At 69.6% G+C, this 12,386-nt stretch carries 11 protein-coding genes; 6 read left to right on the forward strand and 5 right to left on the reverse strand.

All coding sequences use genetic code 11. The features are described 5' to 3' along the window. Positions 1-13: 13 nt before the first annotated feature. From ACFXIV_RS10315 to ACFXIV_RS10325, 3 genes are all read right to left on the reverse strand, one after another. Complete coding sequence (locus ACFXIV_RS10315; protein WP_379397734.1) at positions 14-1,468, reverse strand: S1C family serine protease; 1,455 nt, start codon at positions 1,466-1,468, stop codon at positions 14-16. Positions 1,469-1,929: 461 nt separating this feature from the next. After that, positions 1,930-3,315 (reverse strand): ATP-binding protein, encoded by a 1,386-nt coding sequence (locus ACFXIV_RS10320; protein ID WP_379387503.1) that lies wholly within the window; start codon positions 3,313-3,315, stop codon positions 1,930-1,932. 89 nt (positions 3,316-3,404) lie between these two features. Then, positions 3,405-4,094, reverse strand: coding sequence for a response regulator transcription factor (locus tag ACFXIV_RS10325; RefSeq protein WP_379397341.1), 690 nt, complete (start codon positions 4,092-4,094; stop codon positions 3,405-3,407). 330 nt (positions 4,095-4,424) lie between these two features. Between ACFXIV_RS10325 and ACFXIV_RS10330 the strand changes: the two genes are divergently transcribed. The 5 genes from ACFXIV_RS10330 to ACFXIV_RS10350 all read left to right on the forward strand — a co-directional run bounded on the left by ACFXIV_RS10330 (position 4,425) and on the right by ACFXIV_RS10350 (position 9,744). Further along, positions 4,425-7,394: an ATP-binding protein gene (locus ACFXIV_RS10330; protein ID WP_379397339.1), complete on the forward strand. Its 2,970-nt coding sequence runs from the start codon at positions 4,425-4,427 to the stop codon at positions 7,392-7,394. Beyond that, positions 7,391-7,798 carry a roadblock/LC7 domain-containing protein gene (locus ACFXIV_RS10335; protein WP_154789962.1) on the forward strand — a complete coding sequence of 136 codons (408 nt, stop codon included), beginning with the start codon at positions 7,391-7,393 and terminating at the stop codon, positions 7,796-7,798. The genes ACFXIV_RS10330 and ACFXIV_RS10335 overlap by 4 nt, the downstream gene beginning before the upstream one ends. Before the next feature lie 11 nt (positions 7,799-7,809). Further along, entirely contained in the window at positions 7,810-8,187 is a 378-nt protein-coding gene (locus ACFXIV_RS10340; RefSeq protein ID WP_040812792.1) for a DUF742 domain-containing protein, read from the forward strand. A gap of 64 nt (positions 8,188-8,251) precedes the next feature. Next, entirely contained in the window at positions 8,252-8,863 is a 612-nt protein-coding gene (locus ACFXIV_RS10345) for an ATP/GTP-binding protein (protein ID WP_379397732.1), read from the forward strand. Positions 8,864-8,910: 47 nt separating this feature from the next. Next, complete coding sequence (locus tag ACFXIV_RS10350; protein WP_379397337.1) at positions 8,911-9,744, forward strand: hypothetical protein; 834 nt, start codon at positions 8,911-8,913, stop codon at positions 9,742-9,744. 103 nt (positions 9,745-9,847) lie between these two features. Here the strand turns inward: ACFXIV_RS10350 and ACFXIV_RS10355 are convergent, their stop codons facing one another. After that, positions 9,848-10,648: a VOC family protein gene (locus tag ACFXIV_RS10355; protein WP_379397335.1), complete on the reverse strand. Its 801-nt coding sequence runs from the start codon at positions 10,646-10,648 to the stop codon at positions 9,848-9,850. A gap of 217 nt (positions 10,649-10,865) precedes the next feature. On the opposite strand from ACFXIV_RS10355, the gene ACFXIV_RS10360 reads away from it, so the two are divergent. Beyond that, on the forward strand, positions 10,866-11,885 hold the full coding sequence (locus tag ACFXIV_RS10360; RefSeq protein WP_379387312.1) for a DUF1906 domain-containing protein: 1,020 nt from the start codon (positions 10,866-10,868) through the stop codon (positions 11,883-11,885). A gap of 326 nt (positions 11,886-12,211) precedes the next feature. Here the strand turns inward: ACFXIV_RS10360 and rpmF are convergent, their stop codons facing one another. Next, positions 12,212-12,385 carry a 50S ribosomal protein L32 gene (gene rpmF, locus ACFXIV_RS10365; RefSeq protein ID WP_379397333.1) on the reverse strand — a complete coding sequence of 58 codons (174 nt, stop codon included), beginning with the start codon at positions 12,383-12,385 and terminating at the stop codon, positions 12,212-12,214. Position 12,386: the final 1 nt, after the last annotated feature.

The following is a 12,386-nucleotide window of genomic DNA, read 5'->3' on the forward strand; positions in this document are numbered from 1 at the left end:
CTCTCGTGAATCATCATCGGCCGCCCTCCGCAGCTGCCTCGCCGAGGGTCACCTCGACGGTCTTGGGGTTCTTGCCCTGGTCGTCGGTGTAGGTCACCTTGACCTTGTCGCCGGGCCGGTGCGAGCGCACCCCGGCGATCAGCGAATTACCCGAATCCACAATCTGATCATCGATTTTCGTGATGATCGCGTTCTTCGGAATGCCGGCCTTGGCGGCCGGGCCGTCGGGCGACACGTCCATCACGCGCGCGCCGTTGACGTCGTCCTGCGCCCGCACGGTCACCCCGATCTGGGCGTAGGTGGCCTTGCCGTTCTTGATCAGCTCGTCGGCCACCCGGCGCGCGGTGTCCACCGGAATGGCGAAGCCGAGGCCGATGGAGCCGCTCTGCGCGCCCGCCGACTCGGCGGTGCCCATGGTCGCGATGGCGGTATTGATGCCGATCAGCTTGCCGCTCATATCGACCAGCGCGCCGCCGGAGTTGCCCGGGTTGATGGCCGCGTCGGTCTGAATGGCGTCGATGACGGTGCCCTGCGAGCCCGGCTCACCGCTGGTGGAGACCGGTCGGTTGAGCGAGGACACGATGCCGCTGGTCACGGTACCCGCCAGGCCCAGCGGCGAACCGATCGCCACCACGCCCTGGCCGACCTGCAGGTTCGCCGACTGGCCCAGGTCGATCGGCTGGAGACCGGTCTTACCGGTGACCCGGATGACCGCGATGTCCGACACCGAATCCGCGCCCACCACGGTGGCCGGGGCGGTCGTGCCGTCACTGAAGGCCACATCCATCTTGGCGTTCTGGCCCGCGCCGCTGACCACGTGGTTGTTGGTGAGGATCAGGCCGTCCGAGGACAGGATCACGCCCGACCCCTCGCCCTCGGCCCGCGCGCCGGCGACCCGGATCATGACCACGCTGGGCAGCACCTTCTGCGCCACCGCCTGCACCGAACCTTCCGGCGCGGGCGCGGTCTTGCCATTGCCGACCGGCTGATCGAGCGCATTGGTCACCGTGGACCGGGTGTCGTTGTGGTGGGTGGCCAGCGCGCCGACCGCGCCGCCGATACCGCCGCTGAGCAGCGCCAGCACCACCGCACCCGCGACCAGACCGGTGCGCCCGGACCGCTTGGGCGCGGGCGCGCCCGCGTAGGGCATCCCCGGCATGCCCGGGCCGCCCGGTGCACCCGGAATCACCTGTGTCGGATGTTGTCCGGTGGCGTACCCGGCCCCCGACGCCACGTACGCCTGACCGTAGAGGCCGGCCGGAATCTCCTCGGTCGGATGCTGCCCGGCCCCGTACTGCGCCGAATAGGGCTGTGCCCCACCGAAAGCCGCGCCGTAGGCCGGGGCGCCCTGCGGCGCACCGTAACCCGCGCCGGGCAGGATCTGGGTCGCCGGGTCCGCGCCGTAGGCCGGGCCGCCGGCACCCGGATGGCCCGGCGCTGCGGGACCCGGAACCGGTTGTCCAGCAATGCCGGAACCGGGTCCGGCCGGGACTCCGGGGCCCGGCCCCTGAGGGGTGCCGGTGGAAAAGGACTGCGCCGCACCGAATCCGGCGGAAGCCGCGGGTGCGGGGCCGGCCGATCCGGGGGCCGCGGCCGGTCCGGCGGGGGCGGGCTGGCCCGGCTGCGCCGGTGGCGTCATTCCGCCCGGGGCGGGTGCGCCCGGCTGCGGAGCCGCGGAGGCGGCGAAGCCGTCGAAGGGCTGGGATCCGGCCTCGGGGGTGGCAGAGCCTGCGGGGTCGCGCTTGGGCAGGCCGGAGGCGGTGGTATCCGGGGCATCGCCTTCGGGCTCGGGGCCCTGCCCGCTTGAGGGGGATACTGTCGAATCCTCGGTCATTTCTCGTTTTCTCCTCGAGTCTCGTCGCCAAGCCTGGCGGTAACGACTGAGAGTGGACTGAGACCGTGCTGGCTTTTCGCCGAGCTTTCCGGCGCTCAGTCCGGCGCCGAGTCGGGCAGCGGCGGTGCGCCTTCTCCAGGCAGCACGATACGGATCAAAGCGCCGCCGCGGTCGGAAGTATCGATGTTGATGGTGCCACCGTGTTTGGTCACCACCTGCTTGACGATGGCCAGCCCGAGTCCGGAGCCGGGCATGGAGCGCGAGGCGGTGGTCCGGTAGAAGCGTTCGAACACCAGTTCCCGCTCGGCGGGCGGAATGCCGGGCCCGGCGTCGTCGACGGCGAACTCCAGCAGCCCGCGTCCGCTCTCGCGCATGGCGACGAAGACCTTGGCGCCCTCGGGGCTCCATTTGGCCGCATTGTCGAGCACATTGAGCAGTGCGCGTTCCAGTCCCGGTTCGTCGCCGTAGATGAACCAGGGGCGCAGCTGGGCATCGAATTCGATTCCGGTGCGCCGCCGCCGGACTCGTTCCAGCGCCCGCTCGGCCACGTCGCCGAGGTCGATCTGCTCGTAGACGGTCTCGGGCGCATCCTCGCGGGCCAGGTCGACCAGATCGCCGACCAGCGTGGACAACTCCTCGATCTGGGCCATCACGTCGGAGCGCAGTTCGGCCATGTCCTCGTCCGGGATGCGGGGCGCGCCCGGCCGGGAGGAGGCGATGAGCAGTTCCATATTGGTGCGCAAAGAGGTCAGTGGCGTCTTCAGCTCATGGCCGGCGTCGGCGACCAATCGGCGTTGCCGTTCCCGGGATTCGCCCAGGGCCCGCAGCATGGCGTTGAAACTCTCGGTGAGCCGGGCGAGTTCGTCGTCGCCGGTGACCGGGATGGGGGTCAGGTCGTCGGTGCGGGCGATGCGCTCGGTGGCCGCGGTGAGCCGGGCGATGGGCCGCAAGCCGGTGCGGCCCACGGTGGTTCCGGCCGCCGCGGCCACGATGACCCCGCAGCCGCCGACCACGAACAGCAGCCAGGCCAGCCGGTCCAGCACCTCCTTGGTGGGCTGCAGTCGCTGCGAGACGACCAGGGTGGATCCGGAGTGCGTGCGCCGCGCCAGCACTCGCTGATCCTCGACAGTGCGCAGCGAGAAGCTGATCTCGCCGCGGGCCACCGCGCGCTCCTGATTGCCGATCGGCGGAAGCGTGGTCTGCGGGGGCACGTATTGCGACTGATCCGGGAAGACCAGGGCGACGCCGACATCGCTGGAGTACAGCCCGGCGAACACCAGCGACTGGAAGCCGAGGCTGTCGAGGTTGTTGTCGATCATCACCGAAGCCCGCGCCCGCAGTTGCGAATCCACGTCCGCGTACAGCGAGCGTGCCACCATGGCGTAGGCGGCGATGGAGGTGAAGGCGACCGCGACGGCCACCACGGAGGCGGCCAGCAGCGTGACCCGCCAGCGCAGCGAGACCGACCGGGTCAGCGGCATGGGCGGCCGCAGCTCGGCCGACTCCGGACGCGACCCGAGTCCGGCGACCACCGGCCGCCGGGGAACGGTTCTTCCCACGAGCACGGCTCCTACGGCGGGGTCTCGCGCAGCACGTAGCCGACGCCGCGCACGGTATGGATGAGACGCGGTTCACCGTCGGCCTCGGTCTTGCGGCGCAGATAGCCGATGTACACCTCGAGCGCATTGCCGGAGGTGGGGAAGTCGTAGCCCCACACCTCCTCGAGAATGCGGCTGCGGGTGAGCACACGACGGGGGTTGGCCATCAGCATTTCCAGCAGCGAGAACTCGGTGCGGGTCAGGCTGATCTGGCGTTCACCGCGGGTGACCTCGCGGGTGACCGGATCCAGCGACAGGTCGGCGAAGGCCATGGCCTCCGAGAAGGCGTCGGCCGGATCGCCGGCGGTGCGGCGCAGCAGCGCGCGCAGCCGGGCCAGCAGTTCCTCCAGGGCGAAGGGTTTGGGTAGGTAGTCGTCGGCGCCGGCGTCCAGTCCGGCGACGCGTTCGGAGACCGAATCCCGTGCCGTGAGTACCAGAATCGGCAGATCGTCGCCGGTGCTGCGGAGCCGGCGGCACACCTCGAGCCCGTCGAGCCGGGGCATCATGACGTCCAGGACGAGGGCGTCGGGTCGCTGACTGGTGGTCTTCTCCAAGGCGTCCAGACCGTCGACCGCGAGGTCGACGGTGTACCCGTTGAAGGTCAGCGAGCGACGCAGCGATTCCCGGACCGCGCGATCGTCGTCGACTACCAGAATGCGCATGGCAACCAGTCTGCCCACAGCGACTGAGAGGTGACTGAGAAGGTCCCCTTCGACACGCCGGACGAGTGAGGCAGATGACCTGCGCGTTTCACGGAGGGCCGACGCCAAGTGGTTGCGGTGTCACCCAAATTCGCGCGAAACCCGTTGCGGGAAGGCCGCATTCGGAAACTAAACCTCAAAGTCCTACGAATTGCCGTTGGACAGCTCACGCGGTATGTTGCAGGCCGTAAAAGAAGACCCTTAGTTGGTTCCGCGCGGGTTCGACCCCAAAGCCGCACAACCGCATACGTACCCGAGGGTCAATCGTGAAGCGGAGGCGACGGAAGCGGGATGGAAGCAGCACCCCGGTCCTGGCAATTCAGCCTGTCCAACTGGCCCGTTACCCGCAAGGTCGGGATCGTGCTGGTGCTCCCGGTGCTCCTCGCCGCGACGTTCGCGGTACTGCGCATCAACAGCGAATTGCAGACCATTTCGAAACTGAGCGCGGCGAGCGAGCAGATGGACGTGCTCCGCCCCACCATCAAATTCCTCGTCAGCAGCAACGAACTCGCGGTCGCCGCGATCACCGGCGGCAATCAGGACGTCGACCCCGACCTCGACGCCGCCACGGCCAAGTTCGATCAGGCCGAGGCCGAACTCGAAACAGTCCTCAAGTCCTCCAACGCCGATCCGGGTGTCACCAAGGAACTCGGCGCCTCCATCGCCGTCGCCAAGACCATGCGCAACAGCCTGCGCACCAGCTCCCCCCAGACCATCGGCGATCAGGTCGACGAGGTGCAGACCCGGGCGCAGAACGCGCTCGCGGGCGCGCCCACCGTCGGCGACCTCCGGGTGCAGCAGTCCTTCCTGCAGTTCGGTGCCGCCGAGACCGCCTCCCGCCTGCTCACCCAGGAGCGGATCATGCTCGCCGCGCCCGGGGCGGGTTCCAATCCGGCGCTGCGGACCAAGCTGCTCACCGCCATCGGCGCCGAGATCACCATGATCGAGGTGTATCGCGGCATGGCGCCGGACGCGGCGCAGAACGCGAACACGCTGAAGGACAATGCCGGCGCGCGTGTCGGCATCCTGATGCAGAACGTGCCCGATCCGGGCAGCCTGCCGGCCATGCAGGACTCGTTGCGCGGCAGTGCCGACGCCTACGAGAAGGAAGTGTCCACGGTCGCGAACTCGATGGACTCCAAGCTGGCCGCGCTCACCACCGAGGCGCGCAACAACGTGCTGCGCGACACCTCCATCGTGATCGGCATGCTGCTGGCCGGTCTCGCGCTGGCGCTGGTGGTGGCCCGCTCGCTGGTCGTCCCGGTCCGCCGCCTGCGGCGAGACGCCTTGCAGGTGGCCCACATCGACCTGCCGCAGGAACTCGAGGTGGTGCGCGCCGGCGGCGCGACCCCGGAGATCTCGCCGGTCGACGTGCACACCACCGAGGAGATCGGGCAGCTGGCCCGAGCCGTCGACGACATCCACTCCCAGGCCCTCCACCTGGCCGCCGAACAGGCGCGACTGCGCCTGCAGATCGGCAACATGTTCGAAACCCTCTCGCGCCGCAGCCAATCCCTCGTGGAGCAGCAGCTGTCGCTGATCGAGGAGCTCGAGCGCGACGAGGACGACTCCGAGCGCCTGCAGTCGCTGTTCCGCCTCGACCACCTCGCCACCCGCATGCGCCGCAACGGCGACAACCTGCTGGTGCTGGCCGGCACCGCGCTGCGCCGTGGCCATCTCGCGCCGGTGCCGCTGTCGGACATGCTGTGGTCCTCGGTCTCCCAGGTGGAGGACTACCAGCGCGTGGAGATCGGCACCGTGCCCGACGGCATCGTCGCCGGGGAGCCCGCCGTCGACATCGAGCACCTGCTGGCCGAGCTGATCGACAACGCGCTGCGCTACTCCCCGCCCACCACCCCGGTGGCGGTGTCGGTGGCGCGCGCCGTGGACGGCGGCTACCTGATCGAGATCACCGACCGCGGCCTCGGCATGAACGCCGAGGACCTGCAGGGCATCAACGACCGCCTGGCCTCCGGTGGCGAGGTCAATGTCGAGACCGCCCGCCGCATGGGTCTTTTCGTCGTCGGCCGCCTGGCCAAGCGGCACAACATCACCGTCAGCCTGCGCCGCACCTCCGCCATGGTGCAGCAGCCGGGCATCACCGGCAGCGTGCACCTGCCGGGCAGCCTGGTCTCGCCCGCACCGGAGCGCGTCGGCGACCCCACCGGTCAGTACCCCGTCGCCTCCCCGCTGCCGGTGCCCCCGGCGGCCCTGGCCTCCGGCCCGATCGCGATGCCGTCCGGGCCGATTCCGGTACCGTCCGGCCCGATTCCGGCGCCCTCGGGCCCGATCACGGGCCCGCAGCCCGTGCTCGCCCCGCCGCGGCTGACCCCGGTGCCGAACCTGCCCGAGCCCGCCGCGGCCACTACCACCGCGCGTTTCACCAGTTCCGGCCTGCCGCAGCGCAAGCCGGGCCCCGACACCGGTGAGCAGCCGATCGTTCCCACGTTCAGCGAGCCGCCGCCGGTGGCGCAGGTGCAGGACCGGTTCTCGGACGGCTTCACCGACGCCTTCAGCGAACCCGAGGACGCGCGTGCCTACAGCGTGTCCGCGCTGCGGCCGGAACCGGCTGCGCCGCAGCAGAGTCCCGCGCCGATGCACTACTGGGGCGAGGCGCGCACGCCCGAGCCGGAGCCGGCTCCCGAGTCCGTCTGGATGCCCGAGACCGTCGCGCCCGCCCCCGAGCCGCAGATCGCGGAGCCGGCGCGGGGCTGGAATCCGAACGGGCCCGACACCGGCAGCTACTTCGGCAACGGGTACAGCGCCTTCGGCGACAACGATCGGCCCACGATCCCGGCCGCCGACACCAACGGCAGCACGAACGGCAACGGCAGCGCGAACGGCAACGCCGACACCATTGTTCGCGGCGACGAGGCCGCACCCGCCGCCGCGCGCCCGGTCGCTCCCCCGCCCGGCCTGCGTCCGGTCGGCGCGGCCCCGACCCCGATCTATCAGCGCATGGTCTCCGAGTGGCTGGTGGAACCGGCCGACGGGAACGAGGACGGCGCTGCCTGGTCGTCGAGTTCGGACAGCGGCTGGGCCGCGGCCGAAGAGGCGGCCAATCCGACCACAACCAGTCGCACCGAGGGCGGCCTGCCGATTCGGCGACCCGGCGCCCAGCTGGTGCCCGGTGCCGTCGCCCAGGAGGACGACGGCAGCGGCCGCAATCCGGACGAGATCCGCGACAGCCTCTCCAGGCATCTCAGCGGTGTCCGCTCCGGGCGGGCCGACTCCCAGTACAACGACGGAGGGCATGCATGACCGACACCCAGCGCACCACCACCGATGAGAATCTGAACTGGCTGGTCACCCGCTTCACCCGGGAGGTACCGGGCGTCTCGCACGCCGTCCTGGTCTCCGCGGACGGTCTGTTGCAGGCCACCAGCCCGCACCTGCCGGCCGACCGCGGTGAGCAGCTGGCCGCGGTGACCGCCGGTCTGGCCAGCCTGTCCGCCGGGGCCGCACAGCTTTTCGAGGGCGGCAAGGTGATGCAGTCCATCGTCGAGATGCAGCGCGGCTACCTGCTGGTCATGAGTGTCGGCAATGGCTCGCACCTGGCGGTGCTGGCCAACAAGCAGCACGACATCGGCCGCATCGGCTACGAAATGGCCCTACTGGTCGACCGGGTCGGGTCCGTGGTCTCGGCCACCGCCCGCACTGCCTAGATGAGCTGCGCATGACCAATCCCCTTGGCGGCGGCGGTAACCGGCCACCGACCACACGTGTTCGTCCCTACGCACTGACCTCCGGCCGCACCGAGCCGGCGGTGGAGCTACCGCTCGAGGCGGTCGTCGAAACCCTGTCCTATACCGCCCATTTCGACTGGCCGGCCGGTGACGTGCGCACCGAGATCCTGCGGCTCGGTACGGCGCGGCTCTCGGTCGCCGAGATCGCGGCCCATCTGGGCCGGCCACTGGGTATGGTGCGGGTCGTGATCGGCGATCTCGTCGTCGCCGGAACCCTGCGTGTGCATTCGACTTTGAGCGATCAGGCGACCTTCGACGAGCGCCGGTCACTAATGGAGAGGACACTGCATGGACTCCGCGCCCTATGACGGCGGAGGCTACCCCGGTGGCCCGCACGGGGGCCCCGGGTACACAACCGGGCAGTTCCCGAACCTGGCGCTGCAGTACCCGCCGCGACCGGGTGAGGAATCGCGCACGGCCTCGACCAAGATCGTCGTAGCCGGCGGTTTCGGCGCCGGCAAGACGACCTTCGTGGGCGCGGTCTCGGAGATCGTGCCGCTGCGCACCGAGGCCATGGTGACCGGCTACTCCGACGGGGTCGACGACCTCGCCGCCACGCCGGGCAAGGAAACCACCACGGTGGCCATGGATTTCGGCCGCATCATCCTGCCCGGCAACCTGGTGCTGTACCTGTTCGGCACGCCCGGGCAGCGGCGGTTCTGGTTCATGTGGGACGACCTGATCCGCGGCGCCATCGGCGCGGTGGTGCTGGTCGACACCCGCCGCATCGAGGACAGCTTCGCGGCCGTGGACTTCTTCGAGGCCAAGTCGCTGCCGTTCCTGATCGCGGTCAACCGCTTCCCGGACGCGCCGCGCTTCCCGGTCACCGAGCTTCGTGAGGCGCTCAGCGTGCGCGAGGGCGTGCCGATCGTGGACATCGACGCGCGCGACCCGGCCGAGGTGCGCCGGGCGCTGGCCGCCGTCACCGAGTACGCGATCGAACGGCTGACGACCGCACAGCGCGAAACCGCGCAGCACGGTTAGCGGTTCGCGCGTCCAGGGTCGCAGCAGACGAAGACAGAGGTGTCGGGATGATCTACTTCTCCATGGGCTACTGGGTGCTGGCGCTGGCCTTGATCGTGTCGTTCGCGGGCGCGGCGTGCGGTCTGGCCTGCATTCGCCAGTCCACCAAGTCGGTGACCCAGCGGTTCCGGATCGTGTGGCTGTTCGTGGCGGCGGTGTCCATCGGCGGCGTCGGCGTCGCCATGCCGGTCTTCGTGTCGATGCTCGGCTTCGACGTGCGGGGCAGCCAGCTGCGCTACGACAACGTGTCCATCACCCTGTTCTCGGTACTGTCGGCGGCCACCGTGTTCGCGGCGCTGCTCATCAACGGCCGGCGGCTGGTCTGGTGGCGGCTGCTGGTGGCGGCGGCCGTGATGGCCTTCGGTTTCGGTGACGTCCATCAGTTGCTGCTGGGCGCCATCCGGATTCAGGGCAGTGTCGATCGCAGCCTGGTGTCCTCGGTGGCGGTGTACGTGATCGCCTTCGTGCTCTCGGCGCTGATGCTGTGGTTCAGCCTGTGGGTCGGCTCGGTGCCGATGGTGCTGGCCGGCGCGGTGCTGTACGCGATCCTGGTGATCGGCATGCACTACGCCGGGCTGACCGGGCTCGAGGTGCACCTGGACCCGGCCGCGGCCACTCCGCACGGCAATGTGCTGTTCAACTTCTTCGTACCGACCTTCATCATCGGCACGCTGTCGCTGGCGATTCCGATCACGGCCATTCTGGTCGCGCCGGACCGGCGCGCGGCGCGGACCCCGATGAGGACCGCGGATCCGCAGGCGGCGCACGGCACTTCGCTGCAGGCGGCCTCGCAGCAGGCCGCGGCGCAGCAGGGTCCGCGGCGGCCGGAATCGGTGCGCTGAACGTTCTTGTCGCGGCGCGACCGTTCCTTCTCGGAGCGCGTGACGCGTCAGTGGGTCCCGGGCCGGGTCGATGCCGATCGACCCGGCTCGACTCGTCTCCGGATCAGCCTGCGGCCGCGGGCGTCCCGGCGGTGGTGGGATCGAGCAGGCCGAACAGCTCACCCTGCGGCGCGGCCATGATGGCCATCCGGCCGAAGGGTCCGTCGGTGGCGGACATGAGCACGGTCGCGCCCAGCTCCACGGCCCGGGTGAGACCGGAGTCGATGCCCTCGAACTGGAACCAGGTCAGCCAGTAGGGCTGGGCGGCGGCCACGCCGTTGACGCTGTCGTCGTTGATGCCGCCGACCGACTCGGTCCCGCCGGGCGGGGTGAAGGTGGCGTAGCGCATGGCCTCGTCGTCGAATTCGGTGAAGGTGAAGCCGAAGACCTCGCCGTAGAAGGCCTTGGCGGCCGCGAAATCGCCGGTGTGCAGGTCGTTCCAGACATAGGCGCCGTGTTCGTTGTACACCGCCGCGCCGTCGTGCGCGCGGGCCTCCCAGACCGCGAAGGGCGCGCCGGAGGCGTCGGCGGCCACGAACATGCGGCCGGACTCCATCACGTCGAAGGCCGGCACCAGCAGGCTGCCACCCGCCGCGGTCACCTGCTCGGCGGCCTTGTCGGCGTCGGCGACCGCGAGGTACGTGGTCCACACCGATGGCACCCCGGCCTCCGGCTTGGGCCCGATGCCCGCCACCGCCTGTCCGTTGCGCAGGGCCATGAGGTATCCCCCGGCGTCCTCGCCGCCGCCTTGCATGTCCCAGCCGAAGAGCGCGGCGTAGAACTCACCGGCCTTCGCCGGATCGTCGACCTGGCAGTCGACCCAGCACGGTGTTCCCGGGGGCCAGGCCTCATTGCGTATCGGCATCGGTCATCACCTTTCCGCCTCTCCGCGACTTCAGCGCCCGGCTGAGAGCCGTTGACAGGCATGCATGCGGAGTGAAGTTGAGAGCCAACCCGACTCTGGACGTCCCCGGCGAGTTACCCCGATCGTGCGAAATCAGTTGTCGCGTTCGCTCATAGCCGACCAGTCAACCACCGCAATCCGGCACAGTCGGCGTGTCCGCCGAATTACAGTGGGAACCATGCGTTTCGGGCTGGACTACGCCGCAGGTCGTCCCGCGCCGAGTGCCATCAGGGCGGCCGGATACGACTTCGTCATCCGCTACCTGTCCGACGGCGGGCCCACCCTGCCGGGCAAGCTCCTCACTCCCGCCGAGGCGGACGGACTGCGCGCACAGGGCATTTCCATCGTCTCCAACTGGGAGACCACCGCCGCCCGCATGCTCGACGGCTACGGCGCGGGCGTCACCGATGCGCGCGCCGCGCTGGCCCAGGTGCTGCGCTGCGGGGGCCGGGCCGACCGCCCCATCTACTTCTCCGCCGATTTCGACGCCACCCCGCAGCAGCAAGTGCCCATCGACGCCTACCTGGACGGCGCGGCGAGCGTCATCGGACGCGCGAATGTCGGGATCTACGGCGGATATTGGCCGGTGAGCCGGGCGCTGGACAGCGGGACCGCGACCTGGGCGTGGCAGACGGTGGCCTGGTCCGGCGGGAATATCGATCCGCGTATCGCCCTCTATCAGACCGGCGAGCAGGTCACGGTCGACGGCGTGCAATGCGATGTGAACCAAACCGACCGAGCCGACTTCGGCCAGTGGGATGTGGAAACGGAGGAACCCGACTTGACTCCCGAACAGGACGAGGTGTTGCGCGACATCCAGACTCAGCTGCGCGGTCCCGGTCTGCAGGGCTGGCCGCAGCTGGGCACCGATGCCCAGGGCCGCGACCGGACGGTGGTGGACGGGCTGGCGGCGGCACTCGCCCAGATCGACGAACTGCGTACCGAGATCAGCGATCTGGAGACCACGACGGCCGAGCTCAAGGACGAGGTGGCGCGGCTGTCGGGTCAGCATCGCTGGCCGTTTCCCTTCTCGCTGGTGGAGGGTCCGGCCACGGCGATCGCCGATCAGCTGGCAAAGCTCGAGCAGTTGCTGCCCGGAGTGCCGCTGCCCGGCTGGGGCACCGGCCCGAACGGCCATCCGGCCGCCGCGGGACAAGCTCCGGCGGAGCAGCAGCCGAAAGTGGTATCCGACAGTTGATTTGGCCGATTTGTCGGATTTGTTCCAGCACACGGCCGGCGACCGACCTGACCGCATGTTATTGCGGAACAGTGCGTGAACTGGCGTGAAAGCGAGCCTGAACCGGCTCTGAAGTGGCGATGAGCGGGTTCTTCTGTGATCAGAAGAACCCGCCCTCAAGGCACGAGAATACCGTCGCCAGGCCACGAGTTCACAACTTCGGGGAAACTTTTTAGCACCCACGCCACATTCGGACGACCGAGTCCGGTACGGGCAACACTCGAGCAGATGCCTGATGGGACAGCAACTTCGGGGCTATTGTCTGGATCGTCCGATCTTCTGATCGATCAGAGCTTCGCCGGATCGATCAGGCCGCGCTCCACGGCCCGTGCGAGTCGGCGCGGCACCTGGTACACCGCTCCCCCGACCTTGACCGGAATCAGATCCGGCGGGGTCGCCTTCCACTGCGAGCGCCGGCTGTGGGTATTGGCCCGCGACATTCTGCGCTTCGGAACGGCCATG

The sequence above is a fragment of the Nocardia sp. NPDC059236 genome, assembly GCF_042754085.1.
Taxonomy (GTDB): Bacteria; Actinomycetota; Actinomycetes; order Mycobacteriales; family Mycobacteriaceae; genus Nocardia.

What these genes read in the sequence shown, in the direction of transcription:
- ACFXIV_RS10320 (WP_379387503.1), bottom strand. Translation starts at nt 3,315, where the DNA reads ATGCCGCTGACCCGGTCGGTCTCGCTGCGCTGGCGGGTCACGCTGCTG.
- ACFXIV_RS10325 (WP_379397341.1), bottom strand. Translation starts at nt 4,094, where the DNA reads ATGCGCATTCTGGTAGTCGACGACGATCGCGCGGTCCGGGAATCGCTG.
- ACFXIV_RS10330 (WP_379397339.1), top strand. Translation starts at nt 4,425, where the DNA reads ATGGAAGCAGCACCCCGGTCCTGGCAATTCAGCCTGTCCAACTGGCCC.
- ACFXIV_RS10335 (WP_154789962.1), top strand. Translation starts at nt 7,391, where the DNA reads ATGACCGACACCCAGCGCACCACCACCGATGAGAATCTGAACTGGCTG.
- ACFXIV_RS10340 (WP_040812792.1), top strand. Translation starts at nt 7,810, where the DNA reads ATGACCAATCCCCTTGGCGGCGGCGGTAACCGGCCACCGACCACACGT.
- ACFXIV_RS10350 (WP_379397337.1), top strand. Translation starts at nt 8,911, where the DNA reads ATGATCTACTTCTCCATGGGCTACTGGGTGCTGGCGCTGGCCTTGATC.
- ACFXIV_RS10355 (WP_379397335.1), bottom strand. Translation starts at nt 10,648, where the DNA reads ATGCCGATACGCAATGAGGCCTGGCCCCCGGGAACACCGTGCTGGGTC.
- ACFXIV_RS10360 (WP_379387312.1), top strand. Translation starts at nt 10,866, where the DNA reads ATGCGTTTCGGGCTGGACTACGCCGCAGGTCGTCCCGCGCCGAGTGCC.
- rpmF (WP_379397333.1), bottom strand. Translation starts at nt 12,385, where the DNA reads ATGGCCGTTCCGAAGCGCAGAATGTCGCGGGCCAATACCCACAGCCGG.